We start from the raw sequence: 18,417 nt of genomic DNA, 5'->3' as shown, positions 1-18,417 counted from the left end.
CCCGCAACCAATGGTCCCGTGGTGTAGTGGTTAACATGCCTGCCTGTCACGCAGGAGATCGCCGGTTCGACCCCGGTCGGGACCGCCATTTATATAAAGGCTCGGTAGCTCAGTCGGTAGAGCAGAGGACTGAAAATCCTCGTGTCGGCGGTTCGATTCCGTCCCGAGCCACCATTTTTTTTTGTAAAAAACTAGCCGGCTTAGCTCAATTGGTAGAGCAACTGACTTGTAATCAGTAGGTTGGGGGTTCAAGTCCTCTAGCCGGCACCACTTAGGGGCATAGTTTAACGGTAGAACAGAGGTCTCCAAAACCTCCGGTGTGGGTTCGATTCCTACTGCCCCTGTAAAAAATATGGGCCTATAGCTCAGCTGGTTAGAGCGCACGCCTGATAAGCGTGAGGTCGATGGTTCGAGTCCATTTAGGCCCACCATATTCCGCAGTAGCTCAGTGGTAGAGCTATCGGCTGTTAACCGATCGGTCGTAGGTTCGAGTCCTACCTGCGGAGCCATGGCCCGTTGGTCAAGTGGTTAAGACACCGCCCTTTCACGGCGGTAACACGGGTTCGAATCCCGTACGGGTCATTAAAGAGTCAGCATGGTGCTGACTCTTTTTATTTAAGGAAAAATAATATCATACATTATGCCTTCCATATATTATATTTGTTATAACAAATTATAATTACTTCTTTGATTCATGATCTCCTAGTCCATGTGTTTATTCGGGTATTTTTGATTACTTAAATCGAAAGTATCAAAAATAAAGAAACTCTACTGATGATTGTTTCACATTATTATAACAATAAATATATCTTTACCATATTATAAAATGTTTTGTTTTTTATTATAAATAATGAAGGATTTTGTATGATTTTGTGTAATTAGGAAAGAATATAGTGCAATATATTTTTACCAATTGATTATGATTCTTGTACACCGGAATGTTGCATGAATAATTTACGGTATAAGGTATCTTTTATACTCACCTCATCCTACTCATTACTCTATATCTTTACAATCCGTTCTTAATTAAGAACGATAAAGCGTATATTTTCTCTCCGCAATTTAAAATCGACCATTGCAGCTGTGAGTATCCAATTTATTTTAAGTTTTGTGTGGGATTCTAGACAATGATGTTTAAATTATAATTGTTCTCTCCATTTGGTAAAGTAATATTCTTTATTTCTAATGATAGTTGGTATCTCATTTTTCTTTAATGAACTGGCGAATCGAAATGAAGAGGGTTGGAAATGCTAAAGTGTGTAAAGGAGGGTAATATATTTATGACAACTGTTCGAGAATTGATGAGTACAAATATTGTACAATGTACACCACTAGATAATGTATATGAAGCAGCGGTAAAAATGAAGGAAGAAGATATAGGAATGATCCCTGTTGTAGAGAATAATCAAGTTATTGGTCTTGTTACAGACCGTGATTTGGTTGTGCGAGGAATTGCGGAAAAGCATCCGGGTTCCAATCAAATTACAAATGTTATGACAACACAAATTATTTCCGTTTCACCTGATGATGCTATTGAAAAAGCGACAGAGTTAATGGCACGTTATCAAATAAGAAGATTGCCGGTAGTTGAACATGGGCAACTTGTTGGGATGTTAGCACTTGGTGATTTAGCAACAACTAAATATGCAGATGATCAAGCAGGCGTTGCTTTAAGTGAAATATCAGAGCAGACAGACTAAAGAAAGGGATACTTTTATTTTGTTTGCTAAGGATAGCTTGATTAGAAAGCAAAGCTGTAGTGAAGGATAAGCTGTTAACATACGCTCCATTAGTTTTATTCATAATCTGTGGGGGGTTCTCCCGCAGATTAAATTTATATTTTATGTGAATTACTTCTGAAATTTTTATTAACAACTATTAACATATAAAAAACATGATATACTAATGAATATAAGCATTATATGTTTCTTTGAATATATTGATATTAGTATTAATATTGATGATTAGTTTAATAGCATTCAAATATTTTATCATACATATAGAAAATAGGGGGGAATTATATGACGATTATGCATCCTGAACCGAATTGGAACTTGGTTACGGATACGTATAAAGAGCCAGAAAATTTCGCGGATTTACTCTCTTTGCTTATACCAGAGTCTCCAAAAGGGGAAGGAAAAGAACGAACTATTCTAGCTTGGAAAGAAAAAGAATTTTACAAGAAAGAAAATTTAATTCCTTTTATTTTATATGGAATGAAAAAATCACATAATTTGCCGAAGTTTCATAAAGATGAAATGCCAACTCTAGTTCGAGTTATTCGTTTATGTCAAGAAGTAGGATGGTATCAACAAGCTTATACTTTTATGGTGGCTGAGGGATTAGAAGAATTCGTACAAACATCGCTAGAGTACGAATCATGGGATGTATTTACACAAGTAGTCGCTTGGAATTATTTAATTATAAAACAAAAGGTTATGGAATTAGAAAGTAATGATGATTTTATTTGGGAAAGAATTAAGTTTAATGTAGAGTGTATTGAAAAGTATAAGACACTTTTGTCTCATAAAGAAATGATGGAGTTTATGTTTCTGTTTCTTTGTAAACAAGCAAAGGGATTATCAAAAGAGCAGTTAGATGAAAATTTAATGAATATGGCAAAATATTGTAATACATATATTTGTGATGTATACACGCTAGATTTATTAAAAAAATATCGAAAATGTACAGATTTTTTAACATATTATGAACCAAGCCGTGCCGTTGTAGCATGTCAGCGTGCAGTCATTGCACAAATATCTGATCATCTGAATCCGTTAAAGACAACTCATGTTGATGATTATTTGTTTGTTATAAAAGAGATGATGGAACATATGTCATTTGAGTTTATAACAAAATATGAGCACTTTGTTGGTAAATTATTATCGTACATTCCATTTTTTGAAATGATTCAAGTTCCACAGCAAATGTATTATTGTGAAGAACTTATGTATATATGCAAAGGAATCGGTTATAAAGAGGAACTACTACGCAACTATATATTTATACAATTACCAAATTGTTTTCCTTCTTTTATTAAGCAATTTTTAAAGAATAAGCGTTATGCATCAATACATGATATTTTATTTTATTGGTGTAGTGATGAACAACGTATGAATTTAGAAAATAAATATAATTTAAGTTTTATTTATGAGCAATATGCATGCGGATAAACGAGAAAAGTAGTTTTATATTAGGCTTTTAAATTATATAAATGCAAATTGAGAAACTAACATAAAAAACCTTTTCTTTTTTGGTGAGCGAGAGCAACTGGCCATGCATAGAGGCGGTTAGTTCCTTTTTCTGCCACGTGCAAAGTTCAAACAAAGAGAGAAAGTATTTTTTGCTTGGCATGGTGGCGACCTGTGTGTTGGAAAGTCAAGTTGGATTTATATAAAGCGCAAAGAAGGATTCCACACGATGTGGAATCCTTCTTTTAATAATAAAGAAAAAGAGAAATAATGGTAAGAGAAACCATACCGTACAAAAGAAATTGACTATTTGTATTATCATTAATGCCGAAAAAATAATTCATTCTTTCATACGAGTCTAGAAAAGATTTTATTAGACGGGTTGTAAAGGATCGTTGCATTATTTCCCCACTTCCCATGCTTCTTGTTGTTGCTGTAGCTGTTGTTTCCGATATTCTGGAACGTATATATATTGAGAGACTATAAGAAGAATAGTCATAAAAAATACTGGAAATATTGCTGAGACATGTAAGCCGTTAAAATTAATATTTGTTATTAAAGAACTGATAATGAATAGAGCAGTATATATATGTGAAATATGTCGCTTTAGTCGAATTTTGAATATTTCCATAAGCACTTCACAAGTAATAAATGTAATAACAATGCTTAAAAATACAATGTTTGTGTTGTAAATTACTAAGCAACAAATTAAACCGAAAAATGCTAAATACTCAATCAGTAATGGAATATTACGTATCATTGTGCGTTACCTAACTAAGAAAGGAAGTGGATTGACAGCATTTGTTTTTTCAAAATTCCATTCCCCGTTATGCAATTCAAAATGCAAGTGTTGTCCCAATGAATGCCCTGTATTTCCCATATAACCGAGCAATTGGCCTGTTTGTACTGTATCTCCTGCTTTGACAGAACGGCTTTTCATGTGGGCATATATAGTTGTGTATAAGTTCCCGTTTATACGATGGGAAACAAATACAACGTTCCCATAGCTTGTAGAATAATACGATTTCACAACAGTCCCAGATGCGGCAGCTTGGATTGGCACATTTCCTGTTGCTGCAATATCTACCCCGTAGTGCATTTCTCCCCAGCGTACATTAAATTCTGAGCTGATTTTTCCTTGGGCAGGATATTTAAATGCAGCTGGAATAGATGGGATAGCTTGCTGTTTTGGTTGCTGCTGTTGTTTTTGTCCTTGCACTAAATAATGCTGTGCGACATAGCCATATCCTGATCCGTAACGAATTTTATACCATGTTCCCACATTTTCAACGACTTGTACTTGTGTTCCGTTTGTTAAAGAACCGATAATAGCTGTATTTGTTCCTGATCCGCTACGTACTTTTAATGTTGGAGTGGAAACATAATAAGAACTTCCGCCTTGTACAGTAATTCCTTTTACTAATGGCTGATCGGCATTAGATAAAAATTCTTTTTTGACATAGCCGCTTGTTCCATTATGTATAACTTTATACCATCCTTCTTGTTCTTCTTGAACAGTAACAAATCTCCCACTTGGTAATACAGTAATAATTTCAGATTGTGTATTTGGTTCAGAGCGAACGTTTAATGCATCTACATTTACGATATGTTGATTTTTTTCTGGTTTGGTTAACGAAATGGCTTCTTTTTTGACATAACCAGTTTTATTGTGAGTGTGAACTTTGTACCAGTCGTTTGTTGCTTCAAGAATTGTAACGGGAGTGTCACGTGTAATGTTATCAATAACAGAGTCTGTTCCATTTGGGTTATTGTACATTTGTAATGTTTCCGTTTTTACATAACCAATCTTTGCTTTTTCTGTTTGCTTTGCTTCTACAATATGTACATTAGAGTCTGCCATAGAGGGAAGCATAGCGGCAACTGCTACAGTAGTTGCTGTTAGTGTTGCGACCTTTAAATTCATATATTGATAGACCTCCTTAAGTAATAAATTGGTATAATCTAAATTATAATATGAAGATATTAAGTTTGTAACATATTTATAGACAAAAAATAAACAAAAGCTTTTTCTCTATATGTAAGTTATGAAACTTTTCTTTTTAGGGTGGTGGATTTGGCCGCGTATAGAAATGGGCAAGGCCTTTTTCTACCACATGCAAGGTTTAAAACAAAAGGAGAAAATAAGTAGCAATTATGATGTATTTTGCATAGCGGTGACTTAGATGTTAAAAAGTCAATTTGTATTTATATACTAAAAGGATAGCAGATTTATAGCCATTATGGAAATAGTGAAAAGGAATTCGTTTTTTTCTGAACTTACAGATAGATAGAAGGAAGGAGAAATGAAAAGAGTTGCGGGTGAGATATTGTAATGGTATACTGACTATGTTAAATGAATATACTGCTAGGGGTGCTAGTGTTGCTAGCTGAGAGTAAGACCTATAGTCTTTGACCCTTGAACCTGATCTAGATGATGCTAGCGTAGGGAAGCAACTTGGACGATATAAATAACGTCCCCGTTTCTTTATGCATAGAAACGGGGACTTTTTTATTGAAAATTTTATAGAACACCACTAGGGGTGCTTAAAAGCTGAGAGAGGTAAAATCCTTAACCCTTATGACCTGATCTAGGTGATGCTAGCGTAGGGAAGTGGAAACAACAAATGAGTTTTTCTTTTGTTTGCTGTGGCCACTTCTTATATAGAAGTGGTTTTTTATTTGAAAACATTTTAAAGTAGGCGAATGGATATGAAAGCTGAGCTTCACGTTATATCAAATGGTCGTATGTCATTTGAAGAGTTAGCAAATATAGCAACTGATATTGAAAGTGAGATAGATTATTTGCACATTCGTGAGCGTGGGAAAAGTACGAAAGAGTTATATGAAGGTGTGGAAAAACTCTTACATAAGGGGTTTCCTACTTCTAAACTTGTCATCAACGATCGGATTGATATAGCAATTTTATTCAATATTAGACGTGTACAACTTGGATATCGCAGCGCGGATATAAAGTCTGTGAAAGAAAAATTTTCTTATTTGCATGTTGGTTACTCCGTGCATTCATTTGAAGAAGCTGTTTCTGCTTTTCAAAGTGGTGCAGATTCTCTTCTGTATGGGCACTTGTTTCAAACAAACTCCAAAAAGGGGGTTCCGCCACGAGGATTATCCGAGGTTACGGAAATGGTAAAATGTTTAACAATTCCAATTACCGCTATTGGAGGGATTACTCCTCACAATACAGCAGAAGTACTCGGTACCGGTGCTGCTGGTATCGCAATTATGTCTGGAATTTTAAGTGCAATAAAACCGAATGAGCAGGCGTGGTTATATAAGGAAACGATACGAAAGTGGGCGAGAAATCATGAAAAAAGTATATGATGTTGCCATCGTTGGCGGCGGTGTAATGGGGAGCTCGGTTGCACATTTCCTTGCTGAAAGAGGTTATAAAGTTGCCATCATTGAAAAACAAAAGATTGCTTCTGAAGCGTCTAAAGCAGCAGCTGGATTATTAGGTGTACAGGCGGAATGGGATGAATACAATCCGCTGTTTGAGTTAGGTAGGAAAAGCCGCGCGATGTTTCCAAAACTTGCAAGTCTATTACGTGATAAAACCGGAATTGATATCGGATATGAAGAAAAGGGGATTTACCGCATTGCTCAAAATGAAGAAGAGAGTGTCCGGCTTCTTCATATTATGAAATGGCAGCAGCAAACAGGAGAAGAGTCCCATTTTATCTCAGGAGAAGAACTACGGAAAAAAGAGCCCTATTTATCTACTTCGATTATTGGAGCAGTCTACCACCCAAAAGATGGCCACGTAATCGCACCTGAGCTAACGAAAGCATTTGCTCACTCTGCTGCGATATCTGGAGCGGACATATATGAAGAAACTGAAGTGTTTGATATTCAAATGAACGATAATCATGTAACAGGATTACTTACGACAGAAGGCGCGATTTCATGTGAAAATGTAGTAATTGCAGGCGGTTCATGGAGTACAAAACTATTAAAATATTTTCACCGTGAGTGGGGAACATATCCTGTTAAAGGTGAAGTCGTTGCAGTGCGTAGTCGTAAGCCATTATTACAAGCCCCCATTTTTCAAGAGCGATTCTATATCGCACCGAAGCGCGGTGGACGTTATGTCATTGGGGCAACAATGAAACCTCATACATATAACAAGGCGGTGCGTCCTGAAAGTATTACTTCTATATTAGAGCGTGCATATAGTATCATTCCAGCGCTAAAAGAAGCAGAATGGGACGGGGCATGGGCAGGATTACGTCCACAATCAAATCACAGTATGCCGTATATTGGCAGACATGAAGACATTACTGGTTTATATGCTTGTACGGGCCATTATCGAAATGGAATTTTATTAAGTCCAGTTTCAGGAGAGTATATGGCTGATCTAATAGAAGGAAAGCAAGAAAATCGTTTACTAGATTCATTGCTTTCTCAATCTATGTAAATCAATTTCATTTTTAACATATAAGTTACTGTTAGACAAAAAGGAGACCTGCGCTTGTGTTTTTAACAAGGGAAGTGGCAGAAAAAAGGATCTGACCGTTACTATGCAAGGTCAGGACCACTCGCCCACCCTAAAAGAAAAGGATTTTAAGTTTGTTATACCTTTAATAAGGAGGCTGAAAGCTTGAACTTAAAAATTAACGGTAGGCAAGTAGAGGTACCAATTGAGGTTAAGACAGTGGCTGATTTGCTTACTCATTTAGGATTAGAGATGAAAATTGTTGTTGTAGAACGTAATCAAGATATTTTACAAAAAGAGGATCATCAAGATACATCTGTTTTTGAGGGAGATCAAATTGAAATTGTCACATTCGTAGGAGGCGGTTAATTATGTTAAAAATTGGACCATTTACTTTTCATTCTAGATTGTTATTAGGCACAGGGAAATTTTCAGATTTTGATGTGCAAAAGAAAGCGATTGAAGTATCAGAAGCAGAAATTTTAACGTTTGCGGTGCGTCGTATGGATATTTTTGATGCGGAGCAGCCTAATTTACTAGAAAAAATTGATGTAACAAAGTATACCCTTCTTCCCAATACAGCAGGAGCAAAAACAGCAGAAGAAGCCGTGCGCATTGCTAAACTAGCAAAAGCATCAGGAGTATGCGACATGATTAAAGTAGAAGTAATTGGTGATGATAAAACGTTATTACCAGACCCAGTTGAAACGTTAAGAGCGTCAGAAATGCTGTTAAAAGAAGGGTTTATCGTTTTGCCGTATACGTCTGATGATGTTGTATTAGCACGTAAATTACAAGAGTTAGGCGTTCATGCGATCATGCCTGGTGCATCGCCAATCGGCTCTGGTCTTGGCATTGTAAACCCATTACATTTAGGATTTATTATAGAGCAAGCAACTGTTCCCGTTATTGTTGACGCCGGCATTGGTAGTCCAGCTGACGCAGCGTTTGCGATGGAATTAGGTGCAGAAGGCGTGTTATTAAATACAGCTGTTTCTGAGGCAAAAGATCCTGTAAAAATGGCAGAAGCAATGAAGCTTAGTATTCAAGCAGGAAGATTAGGTTTTGAAGCAGGACGTATTGCACGTAAGAGCCGCGGGGCCGCAAGTAGTCCGTTAGAAGGAATGAGCGTTCTTGAATAGCCGGTATTCCCGTCAAGTGTTGTTCTCTCCAATTGGAGAAGAAGGACAGCATAAAATAAGAGAAAAACATGTACTGATTATCGGCGTGGGAGCACTTGGTAGTGCCAATGCAGAGATGCTTGTTCGCGCTGGAGTTGGCAAGGTGACGATTGCTGACCGCGATTACATTGATTGGAGTAATCTGCAACGCCAACAATTATACTGCGAGGATGATGTAGAAAATCATTTACCAAAAGCAGTGGCAGCTAAACGGCGTTTACAAGCCATTAATAGTGATGTAGTTGTAGAAACTTATGTACAAGATGTAACAGCAGAAGAACTAGAACAACTTGTCGCAGGTGTAAATCTCATCATTGATGCAACAGATAACTTTGAGACGCGTTTTATTGTAAATGATATAGCGCAAAAATATTCTATTCCATGGATTTACGGAGCGTGTGTTGGGAGTTACGGTCTTTCTTATACGATTATGCCGGGAAAGACGCCATGTCTATCTTGTTTATTGCGATCAATACCGCTTGGGGGAGCGACATGTGATACAGCGGGGATTATTTCGCCTGCTGTATCTATTGTTGTCTCACATCAAGTTGCGGAAGCATTAAAGATTTTAGTAGAAGATTACGAGGCACTACGTGATGGGCTTGTGTCATTTGATGTATGGAAAAATGAATATTCATGCATGAATGTACAAAAGTTGCGAAATAAGCACTGCTTATCGTGCGGAGAAGAAGCCGTTTATCCGTATTTAAGAAAGGAGAATACTTCTAGGTCGGCTGTTTTATGCGGTAGAAATACAGTACAAATTCGTCCGCCGCATAAAGAGCAGTTTCATTTGTCTATGTATAAAAATCTGCTGCAAAACCGTGTAACGGATTTAACAGTGAATCCGTATTTATTATCGTTTTCTGTTGAGAATAAACGGTTAGTAGCATTTCAAGACGGCCGTGTGCTTGTGCATGGGACAAAGGATATAGTGGAAGCAAAAACGATTTATCATCGTTATTTTGGTTAAAAGGGTGAGGGGAATGAGGGTGAATAAAGCATTAACGATTGCTGGCTCTGATAGCGGCGGCGGTGCGGGAATTCAAGCAGATTTAAAAACATTTCAAGAGCTCGGTGTGTACGGAATGACAGCTATTACAGCAATTACGGCCCAAAATACGCTTGGTGTACAAGGAGTGTATCCAGTTCCTGTAGAGGGGATTGAAAAACAGTTACATTCTATCGGTGCTGATTTAATGCCAGATGCAGTGAAACTTGGGATGTTGTTTAGTAGTGAGATTATAAAAATCGTAGCTGAAAATATTAAATCATTTTCATGGAATAATATTGTACTAGATCCTGTTATGATTGCAAAAGGCGGAGCGCCGTTATTACAACAGGAAGCTGTTACGGCATTACAAGAACATTTACTACCGCTTGCAACGGTCATTACGCCAAATGTTCCTGAAGCAGAAGTATTAACCGGAATGAAAATTCATACGATTGAAGACAGTAAAGAAGCGGCGAAAATGCTGCATGATTTAGGTGGGAAGTTTGTTGTGATGAAAGGTGGACATGCAGCGTATCAAGGGAACGAAGTAATTGACTTACTGTTTGATGGGAATGAGTTTATAGAGTATAGAAGCAAACGGATTGCGTCGATCCAAACACACGGAAGCGGTTGTACGTTTGCCGCAGCTGTAACAGCAGGACTCGCGAAAGGTTATGAAATTGCTGACGCAGTTCGTGAAGCAAAGAGCTTTACTAGTATAGCAATTGAAGATGAGCTAAACATTGGAAGCGGTCACGGACCAACGAATCATTTTGCGTATGGACGTAGAAATGTACGTGTATAAATATGTATTTTTAAAAAAGCCAGTTAAAAAAATTGGCTTTTTTTATGTTTACTTTTTCCAAATTTAGGAGTAGTATATCAGCCAGAATCTATTTTTTTGAACGCTGAATCCAAAATTTGGAGCGGAGGAACCAATTTTGTGCATTGTCACTTGGGGTGAATCCTTTTTGAAGGTAGGGCTACTCTCAAAGCCCGAATCCGACAGCTAACTCCGTAAGCGTGTTGAGAGAGGATGGTGCAAGTGAATATATCAATTCATCAGTCCGACTAGCATGAGAGAATTTTGATTTATATTTAAAAATTCTTTTATGTGAAGGAGGATGCAGTGCATGGATGAGGAAAAAGAGTACACGCTCATTTGTGTAGGAGAAGCTGCGAAAGTAAAGAGTTTAAAAGATTTAGTACCGTTTCAAAGTGAAATGGTTATTTTTGCAGCGAATGAATATGTGGCAAGTGAAGTGAAAGTATATGGGTTTCAGCAAACATATTGTTGTCCAGATGACCCAAGCATGATTGTGAACATATGCAAAGCAGTTAAAAAAGCGATTTTGCTAGGAGATGAGTTATCCACAATTAACTTCTTCGCCAAACGTATACGCTCTTCTTTTACCGCACCTATTACAGTTGTCACGCGAAATAAACAATATCCAAAGCACCTCTATGAAACGATTGGCATTCAATTAGTGGTGTTTACAACTTGCGATAATATTTCATTTTTGACTTTAGAGTAGGGGCGGAGGAATCGGGTATGAAAGAAGCGATGAAAGTATTACTGTGCCGCGAGTTAGCAAAACGGTGGGCGCTTTCGTTAGAACGAGTATATGAATTAGCAGAACGTGATCCATTCTTTCCGAAACCATATATGATTCTTCCGCCAGAAGATATCTGTCTATATTTAGAACAAGATATTATCGAATATGAGAAGCGACATGCAGAATTGATGCAAGTGTATATTCGGGGGCGTAATTTACGCTCTTTTTTATGATTTAGATGAATTAGAAGGTTAATTAAAACCGCCTTTCTTTTTAGAGAGTGCGAGAGGTCCTGGCCGTGCATAGAAGCGGTCAGGGCCTTTTTATGCCACGAGCGAGGTGTAAAACAAAAGGAGAAGAGCAGGTTATGCTGTATTTGACCTATATGTCTGGAAATTAAATTTGATTTATAGAGATAATCTTCTTTTTTCATTTGCAAAAGAACGTATACATAATGAAAAAGGAAGAAAATAAAAGAAAATAGATGATAAAGTTGTAATTATCTTGAATGTAAGCGTTTAAAAGGTCTTATATTTTCATATTTTCGTTATTTTTGCTCTTTACAAGTAAAATATAGAGGAGTATATTTACATTCATAAATTGTTCATAAAATTTCCAAAAACAACCTGATATCGCTGAGTCCAGAAATGGAGCGGGGGAACCAATTTTGTGCATTGTCACTTGGGGTGAATCTTTCATGATGAAAGTAGGGCTACTCTTTAGGCCCGAATCCGACAGCTAACCTCGTAAGCGTTTGGAGAGGAGGTTTACTTTTGTGTTGTTCATTTTCGAACACTGAGTAGAGCCTCAGTGTTCTTTTTTATGCTCTTAATGGTAAAATTTTACATTTAGTGAGGGATGAATCATGTTAGATATCGCTATGATAGCAATTTTAATTGTGTTAGTTGGATCGATGATCGGTCTTGCAAGATGGTCGGATCAAGTTGTGAAGGAAGGGAAGAAGCAATGAGTATTGCAGTATCCATTATTGTTGGTTTACTTACTGTTTACTTAGTTTATGCGCTATTAAATCCAGAAAAGTTTTAATTAGGGGGAAAGGTTTATTATGATTTGGATTGCCGTTTTGATCACAATGTTATTATTCGTTCTTGTTGCAAAGCCAACCGGGATTTATTTAGAGAAGGCGTTTCAAGGGAATAGCAAATTGGATAAAGTGTTCGGACCTTTTGAAAATATTATTTTTAAAATTTCGGGTGTGAAGCCTTATAACCAGAGCTGGAAGCAATACGCATTATCATTAGTTGCACTTAATGGATTTATGATTATTGTTGTTTATTTTATACTTCGCCTGCAAGGTGTATTGCTACTAAATCCAGCTCATGTTCAGGGAATGGAACCTACACTCGCTTTTAATACAGCAATTAGTTTTATGGCAGATACAAATTTACAGCATTACAGCGGTGAGAATGGTGTTTCGTACTTGTCACAATTAATTGGAATTACGTTTTTAATGTTTACAGCACCAGCAACAACATTAGCAATTGTAATGGCTTTTATAAGAGGGTTAGCAGGGAAAGAACTTGGAAATTTCTTCGTAGATTTTACACGTGCTTTAACGAGAGTTTTTCTTCCAATTGCATTTATAGCAGCATTGATCTTCGTTGCGCTTGGTGTACCGCAAACGTTAGAAGGAGCGGTTACAGCTCATACAATTGAAGGCGTGAAACAAAGTATATTACGTGGTCCGGTTGCTTCTTTCGTTTCTATTAAAGAATTAGGAAACAACGGCGGAGGATTTTTCGGGGCAAACTCAACGCATCCATTTGAAAACCCAGGTCAAATCAGTAACATTTTACAAATGATGCTTATGATGCTGTTACCAACAGCCCTGCCATTTACATACGGAAGAATGGTCGGGAATAAAAAACAAGGACGCGTTCTTTTCGTTTCTTTATTCATCGTATTTTTAATGGGATTTACAACAATTGTAACGTCAGAATTACATGGAAACCCAGCGTTAAATGAAATGGGAATGCAGCATACTCAAGGCAGTGTAGAAGGAAAAGAAGTTCGCTTTGGAACCGTATTTTCTTCACTATACGCAACAGTAACAACCGCAGCAGAAACAGGTGCTGTTGATACCATGCATGATACGTTGACACCAATTGGAGGGCTCGTACCACTTGTAAATATGATGTTAAATACAGTATACGGCGGGGTCGGTGCAGGATTTATCAATATTATTATGTACGCGATTATCGCGGTCTTTATATCGGGATTAATGGTGGGACGTACACCAGAGTTTTTAGGGAAGAAGATTGAAGGAAAGGAAATGAAATTAATTGCGGTAACAATACTATTTCATCCTTTACTTATTTTAGGGTTTTCAGCATTGGCTCTTTCGACTCATCTCGGAACAGATGCTATTTCAAACTCCGGTTTTCACGGTTTGACACAAGTTGTCTATGAATATACTTCTTCGGCAGCAAATAACGGTTCCGGTTTTGAAGGTTTAGGAGACAATACGGCGTTTTGGAACATTACAACTGGTATCGTAATGTTTTTAGGACGTTACTTTAGCCTAATCACAATGCTCGCTGTAGCAGCTTCATTAAAAGAGAAAACGGTAGTACCAGAAACAATCGGAACATTCCGAACAGATAACGGTTTATTTGGCGGTATTTTCATTGGAACAATTGTAATTGTAGGGGCATTAACGTTCTTCCCGATGTTAGTGTTAGGACCAATTGCGGAATTTCTTACATTGAAGTGATGGAGGAGACATGATGAAACCTGTAGTGGTAAAAGATAAACAATCGAATCAATCGATTGTATCACCAAAAACGGAAGTCGAAAATGAAGTAAGACAAGCAAAAACGATGGATCGTGACATTATTACAAATGCGATAAAAGAAGCCTTTGCAAAATTGAATCCACGAGTGATGGTGAAAAATCCGATTATGTTCGTGGTGGAAATTGGATTTTTTCTAACATTAATTTTATCATTTTTACCTAATGGATCTAGTAGTATCCCAGGGTGGTTCAATATAACAGTTTCTCTTATTCTCTTATTCACTGTTTTGTTTGCTAATTTTGCAGAAGCATTAGCAGAAGGGCGCGGGATAGCGCAAGCTGATTCGTTAAAGCAATCGAAAAAAGATGTATTTGCAAATGTCGTAAAAGAAAATGGAAGTGTTGCTAGAGTTTCAGCAACTGAGCTGAAAAAAGGCGATGTTGTTCTTGTAAAACAAGGTGAAATGATCCCTAGTGACGGAGAAGTTATTCGCGGGTTAGCATCTGTCGATGAATCAGCAATTACCGGAGAATCTGCACCAGTTATGAAAGAAGCTGGCGGTGATTTTTGCTCCGTTACAGGCGGTACAATGGTAGTAAGTGATGAAATTACAATTCGAATTACAAGTAATCCTGGCGAATCTTTCTTAGATAAAATGATTTCGTTAGTAGAAGGGGCATCTCGTCAAAAAACACCAAATGAAATTGCTCTTAATACGGTATTGATGAGTTTAACACTTATTTTCTTAATCGTTGTTGTGACATTGCCGATCTTTACGAATTATCTTGGTTTTCAAATTGATACATCTATACTCGTTGCACTTCTTGTTTGTTTAATTCCAACAACAATTGGTGGTTTATTATCCGCAATTGGGATTGCCGGTATGGACCGTGTAACGAAATTTAACGTGTTAGCGATGAGTGGTAAAGCAGTGGAAGCAGCTGGTGATATTAACACAATTATTTTAGATAAAACAGGTACAATTACATTCGGTAATCGTATGGCACATACGCTTTTACCAGTAGGAAATGAAACAATTGAGCAAGTTGCAAAATGGGCAGCGCTTAGCTCTGTGTTAGATGAGACGCCAGAAGGACGTTCGGTTATTGAATACGTACAATCTAAAGCATTCTCTTATAATGGTACACTTGCTGAGGAAGGTGAGTTTGTTCCATTTAAAGCAGAGACGCGTATGAGCGGTGTGGACTTAGTAGATGGTACAAAAATAAGAAAAGGTGCAGTTGGTGCTGTCATTGAATGGGTACAATCGCAAGGCGGTACAGTTCCGAAAGATTTAAATCAAAAGGCGGATTTAATTGCGAAAGAAGGCGGTACACCGCTCGCTGTTGCAGCGAATGATCGTATTTACGGATTAATTTATTTAAAAGATACTGTAAAACCAGGTATGCGCGAACGATTTGAACAGCTTCGTCAAATGGGGATTAAAACGGTGATGTGTACAGGTGATAACCCACTTACTTCCGCAACGATTGCGAAAGAAGCTGGTGTGGATGAATTTGTTGCAGAATGTAAACCAGAAGATAAAATTGCAGTTATTAAAGCAGAGCAAGATAAAGGAAAGCTTGTTGCGATGACAGGTGATGGTACAAATGATGCACCAGCTTTAGCGCAAGCCGATGTTGGTTTAGCGATGAATAGTGGTACAGCAGCAGCGAAAGAAGCAGCAAATATGATTGACTTAGATTCAAACCCAACGAAAATTATTGAGGTTGTAGGGATTGGTAAGCAGCTATTAATGACGCGCGGTGCGCTAACAACATTTAGTATCGCAAATGATATTGCGAAGTATTTTGCGATTATCCCAGCCATGTTTACATTGGCAATTCCGCAAATGGAAGCCCTGAACGTGATGAAATTACATTCACCATTATCAGCGATTTTATCAGCGCTTATCTTTAACGCGATTATTATCCCGATGCTTATTCCGCTCGCGATGAGAGGGATTGCTTATAAACCGATGAGCTCTAATGCATTGTTAGGACGTAACCTATTTATTTACGGACTTGGGGGAGTAATTGTTCCGTTCGTCGGTATTAAGCTAATTGACATGTTTGTCGGATTGTTCATTTAAAGAAAAGGGGAAATGAAAATGTTTGAAAAACAAAAGATACTTTCACCTGTCATTCGTGTAACCTTTACATTTCTTGTTATATGCGGGCTTATTTATCCACTTTTAGTTACAGGAATTGCGCAAGCATTTATGAAAGATAATGCAGACGGAAGCCTTATCTATAATGACAAAAATGAAGTTATTGGTTCGAAATTAATTGGTCAAAATTTTACAGATCCACGTTATTTCCACGGACGCGTCTCTAGTATAGAATATAAAGCAGAAGCATCGGGATCGAATAACTATGCACCGTCTAATCCAGATTTAGTAAAACGTGTAGAAGAGAGTGTGGACAATTGGAAGAAGGAAAATCCAGCAGTGCCTGTTACGGAAGTTCCGATGGATTTAGTAACGAATTCAGGTTCAGGGTTAGACCCAGACATTAGCCCACAAGCAGCTTACGTACAAGTAGATCGCATCTCTAAAATTACGAATATTCCGAAAGTAAAAATTGATAAGCTGATTGAATCACAAACAGAAGGAAAAGCACTTGGATTGTTCGGTGAAGATCGCGTCAACGTGTTGAAGTTAAATGTAGAATTACAAAAAATGATGTAACAATACTACCTCAATCGCTTAGATTGAGGTAGTATTGTTTGGCTAGAAAGGGTGCATGTTGATGTATGCAGATGACTATAAGCCAACGTTTCAAAGGCGAACGCCAGAAGAATATTTAGAATATATTCGTCAACAAAATCGGGGGAAATTAAAGCTTTATGTCGGAGCAGCTCCTGGAGTCGGAAAAAGTTATAAAATGCTTTTTGATGCAAGAGAGATGCGAAAAGAAGGCATTGATGTTGTCATTGGTCTTATTGAAACGCACGGCCGAAAAGAAACAGAAGAGGCAATTGCTGAGTTAGAAGCTGTTCCGTTAAAAGAGATTCATTACAAAGGAAAAGTGTTTCCAGAACTGAATGTCGAAGCAATTATAAAACGGGCACCACAAGTTGTAATTGTAGATGAGTTAGCCCATACGAATATCCCTAGTTCGAAACATAAAAAACGCTATCAAGATGTCGAGGAATTATTAGATGCAGGCATTGATGTTTTGTCTGCATTTAATATTCAACATTTGGAAAGTGTTCACGATATCGTCGAGCAAATTACAGGGGTCAAAGTAAGAGAGCGCGTTCCTGACTTCATTTTACAAAAGGCCAATGAAATTCAGCTTGTGGATGTCACGCCAGAAGTACTGCGAAAACGATTAATGGACGGAAAGATATATAAGGAAGAAAAAATAGGGCGGAGCTTAAATCATTTTTTCACACTAAATAATTTAGGAGCACTCCGCGAATTATCACTTCGAGAAGTTGCAGATGATATGGACGAGAAAATTAGCCAATTTACTGAGGAACCAATTGGAGTGAAAGAAAAAATTCTAGTTTGCGTACAGTACAGTTCTACGGCAGAAAAGCTCATTCGCCGCGGCTGGCGCATGGCAAACCGTTTAAATGCAGAATTATATGTATTAAATGTAGAAAGAGAAAAGATTGAATCTATAGCAGAAGCGAAAAAACAAGTTATTGAAGAATGGAAAACATTAACGAATCAATTTGAGGCAACCTTTTTATTAGAAGAAGCAAAAGGTAGTAAACCAGCGGATGTCATTATTAAAGTGGCAAAAGAACGACAAGTCACCCAAGTTTTGCTTGGACAATCAGCCAGAACAAGATGGGAAGAAATTCGCAAAGGTTCTATTGTAAATGAAATTATGAGACAAACGAAGAATATTGATATTCATATTGTGGCGGATCAAAGGGGATAACGAAAGAGAATCTCTAAAAGTGGTTTTTAGAGATTCTTTACGACGTAAAGACCCTTTCTTTTTAGGGGGACGAGAGCGTCTGGCCGTTGCTTGGAACGGTCATGTTGTATTCTACATAGCAACAATCTATATGTTAAAAAATCAAGTTGTATTTATATATATAATGATTGGATATTAAACTACGATCGAGATAAGAGTGATTCATTTTTTAAAACCATTTAAATGCTTTTTAGAACGTTTTTAAATGGATTTAGGTCTTTTTTGGTATGTAGAACGAGTTGAAAACGCTTAGAAAGCTTTCTAAAGGAAGTTAAAACCCTTTGCTAGTTGGCGTAAAATTTGTTATTGGAAGTTAATAAATCTATATTTTTCCCTTCTTAGATAGAATGCTAAT

18 protein-coding genes, 7 tRNA genes and 4 riboswitches are annotated in these 18,417 nt (G+C 37.3%); of the genes, 23 read left to right on the top strand and 2 right to left on the bottom strand.

Features of this window, described 5'->3' with window-relative positions; genetic code table 11:
- Nucleotides 1–12: 12 nt before the first annotated feature.
- The 9 genes from H280_RS0117970 (at nucleotide 13) to H280_RS0117930 (ending at nucleotide 3,173) form a co-directional block, all read left to right on the top strand.
- Nucleotides 13–88: transfer RNA gene (locus tag H280_RS0117970), tRNA-Asp, on the top strand.
- Nucleotides 89–98: 10 nt separating this feature from the next.
- Nucleotides 99–174: transfer RNA gene (locus H280_RS0117965), tRNA-Phe, on the top strand.
- Between the two features lie 20 nt (nucleotides 175–194).
- A tRNA-Thr gene (locus H280_RS0117960) sits at nucleotides 195–270 on the top strand.
- 3 nt (nucleotides 271–273) lie between these two features.
- Nucleotides 274–344 (top strand) — tRNA-Trp (locus H280_RS0117955).
- A 10-nt stretch (nucleotides 345–354) separates the two neighbouring features.
- Nucleotides 355–431: transfer RNA gene (locus H280_RS0117950), tRNA-Ile, on the top strand.
- 3 nt (nucleotides 432–434) lie between these two features.
- Nucleotides 435–509: transfer RNA gene (locus H280_RS0117945), tRNA-Asn, on the top strand.
- A 1-nt stretch (nucleotide 510) separates the two neighbouring features.
- A tRNA-Glu gene (locus H280_RS0117940) sits at nucleotides 511–582 on the top strand.
- 698 nt (nucleotides 583–1,280) lie between these two features.
- Nucleotides 1,281–1,700, top strand: coding sequence for a CBS domain-containing protein (locus tag H280_RS0117935; RefSeq protein ID WP_020062516.1), 420 nt, complete (start codon nucleotides 1,281–1,283; stop codon nucleotides 1,698–1,700).
- 321 nt (nucleotides 1,701–2,021) lie between these two features.
- The gene (locus H280_RS0117930; RefSeq protein WP_020062515.1) at nucleotides 2,022–3,173 is read left to right on the top strand and encodes a DUF3965 domain-containing protein; all 1,152 of its coding nucleotides are present in this window, start codon (nucleotides 2,022–2,024) and stop codon (nucleotides 3,171–3,173) included.
- A gap of 418 nt (nucleotides 3,174–3,591) precedes the next feature.
- Here H280_RS0117930 and H280_RS26590 read toward each other — a convergent pair whose 3' ends face one another.
- Nucleotides 3,592–3,951 (bottom strand): hypothetical protein, encoded by a 360-nt coding sequence (locus H280_RS26590; protein ID WP_020062514.1) that lies wholly within the window; start codon nucleotides 3,949–3,951, stop codon nucleotides 3,592–3,594.
- Nucleotides 3,952–3,957: 6 nt separating this feature from the next.
- A complete protein-coding gene (locus tag H280_RS0117920) occupies nucleotides 3,958–5,115 on the bottom strand; it encodes an SH3 domain-containing protein (RefSeq protein WP_020062513.1) in 1,158 nt (385 codons plus the stop codon).
- Between the two features lie 433 nt (nucleotides 5,116–5,548).
- Nucleotides 5,549–5,657, top strand: a riboswitch (TPP riboswitch).
- 60 nt (nucleotides 5,658–5,717) lie between these two features.
- A riboswitch (TPP riboswitch) is annotated at nucleotides 5,718–5,818 on the top strand.
- 82 nt (nucleotides 5,819–5,900) lie between these two features.
- Here H280_RS0117920 and tenI point away from each other — a divergent pair.
- The 14 genes from tenI to kdpDN all read left to right on the top strand — a co-directional run bounded on the left by tenI (nucleotide 5,901) and on the right by kdpDN (nucleotide 18,023).
- Nucleotides 5,901–6,530 (top strand): thiazole tautomerase TenI, encoded by a 630-nt coding sequence (gene tenI / locus H280_RS0117915; protein ID WP_020062512.1) that lies wholly within the window; start codon nucleotides 5,901–5,903, stop codon nucleotides 6,528–6,530.
- Nucleotides 6,514–7,623, top strand: coding sequence for a glycine oxidase ThiO (thiO, locus tag H280_RS0117910; protein ID WP_020062511.1), 1,110 nt, complete (start codon nucleotides 6,514–6,516; stop codon nucleotides 7,621–7,623). The genes tenI and thiO overlap by 17 nt, the downstream gene beginning before the upstream one ends.
- Before the next feature lie 183 nt (nucleotides 7,624–7,806).
- On the top strand, nucleotides 7,807–8,010 hold the full coding sequence (gene thiS / locus H280_RS0117905) for a sulfur carrier protein ThiS (RefSeq protein WP_020062510.1): 204 nt from the start codon (nucleotides 7,807–7,809) through the stop codon (nucleotides 8,008–8,010).
- Nucleotides 8,011–8,012: 2 nt separating this feature from the next.
- Nucleotides 8,013–8,783 (top strand): thiazole synthase, encoded by a 771-nt coding sequence (locus H280_RS0117900; protein ID WP_020062509.1) that lies wholly within the window; start codon nucleotides 8,013–8,015, stop codon nucleotides 8,781–8,783.
- On the top strand, nucleotides 8,776–9,795 hold the full coding sequence (locus H280_RS0117895; RefSeq protein WP_020062508.1) for a thiazole biosynthesis adenylyltransferase ThiF: 1,020 nt from the start codon (nucleotides 8,776–8,778) through the stop codon (nucleotides 9,793–9,795). Before H280_RS0117900 ends, H280_RS0117895 begins: the two co-directional genes overlap by 8 nt.
- 13 nt (nucleotides 9,796–9,808) lie before the next feature.
- Nucleotides 9,809–10,621 carry a bifunctional hydroxymethylpyrimidine kinase/phosphomethylpyrimidine kinase gene (thiD, locus tag H280_RS0117890; RefSeq protein ID WP_028411295.1) on the top strand — a complete coding sequence of 271 codons (813 nt, stop codon included), beginning with the start codon at nucleotides 9,809–9,811 and terminating at the stop codon, nucleotides 10,619–10,621.
- A 91-nt stretch (nucleotides 10,622–10,712) separates the two neighbouring features.
- A riboswitch (cyclic di-AMP (ydaO/yuaA leader) is annotated at nucleotides 10,713–10,856 on the top strand.
- A 93-nt stretch (nucleotides 10,857–10,949) separates the two neighbouring features.
- Nucleotides 10,950–11,351, top strand: a complete 402-nt coding sequence (locus H280_RS0117885) for a hypothetical protein (protein ID WP_020062506.1) — start codon at nucleotides 10,950–10,952, stop codon at nucleotides 11,349–11,351.
- A 29-nt stretch (nucleotides 11,352–11,380) separates the two neighbouring features.
- On the top strand, nucleotides 11,381–11,605 hold the full coding sequence (locus H280_RS0117880; RefSeq protein WP_028411294.1) for a hypothetical protein: 225 nt from the start codon (nucleotides 11,381–11,383) through the stop codon (nucleotides 11,603–11,605).
- Between the two features lie 390 nt (nucleotides 11,606–11,995).
- Nucleotides 11,996–12,139, top strand: a riboswitch (cyclic di-AMP (ydaO/yuaA leader).
- Between the two features lie 98 nt (nucleotides 12,140–12,237).
- Nucleotides 12,238–12,342, top strand: a complete 105-nt coding sequence (locus H280_RS0117875) for a hypothetical protein (protein WP_020062504.1) — start codon at nucleotides 12,238–12,240, stop codon at nucleotides 12,340–12,342.
- Entirely contained in the window at nucleotides 12,303–12,419 is a 117-nt protein-coding gene (kdpF, locus tag H280_RS23815; protein WP_331271153.1) for a K(+)-transporting ATPase subunit F, read from the top strand. The genes H280_RS0117875 and kdpF overlap by 40 nt, the downstream gene beginning before the upstream one ends.
- Before the next feature lie 19 nt (nucleotides 12,420–12,438).
- Entirely contained in the window at nucleotides 12,439–14,106 is a 1,668-nt protein-coding gene (kdpA, locus tag H280_RS0117865; RefSeq protein ID WP_020062502.1) for a potassium-transporting ATPase subunit KdpA, read from the top strand.
- Between the two features lie 13 nt (nucleotides 14,107–14,119).
- Nucleotides 14,120–16,219 (top strand): potassium-transporting ATPase subunit KdpB, encoded by a 2,100-nt coding sequence (kdpB, locus tag H280_RS0117860; protein WP_020062501.1) that lies wholly within the window; start codon nucleotides 14,120–14,122, stop codon nucleotides 16,217–16,219.
- 18 nt (nucleotides 16,220–16,237) lie between these two features.
- Nucleotides 16,238–16,816, top strand: a complete 579-nt coding sequence (kdpC, locus tag H280_RS0117855; protein ID WP_020062500.1) for a K(+)-transporting ATPase subunit C — start codon at nucleotides 16,238–16,240, stop codon at nucleotides 16,814–16,816.
- Between the two features lie 61 nt (nucleotides 16,817–16,877).
- Entirely contained in the window at nucleotides 16,878–18,023 is a 1,146-nt protein-coding gene (gene kdpDN / locus H280_RS0117850) for a KdpD-like non-kinase potassium sensor (RefSeq protein ID WP_020062499.1), read from the top strand.
- The last annotated feature ends 394 nt before the right edge of the window (nucleotides 18,024–18,417 follow it).

This window comes from Bacillus sp. 123MFChir2, assembly GCF_000383235.1.
In the GTDB taxonomy this organism is placed as follows: Bacteria; Bacillota; Bacilli; order Bacillales; family Bacillaceae_G; genus Bacillus_A.
Note: the sequence above shows the minus strand (reverse complement) of the source record. Positions and strands in the feature narration are given on the sequence as shown.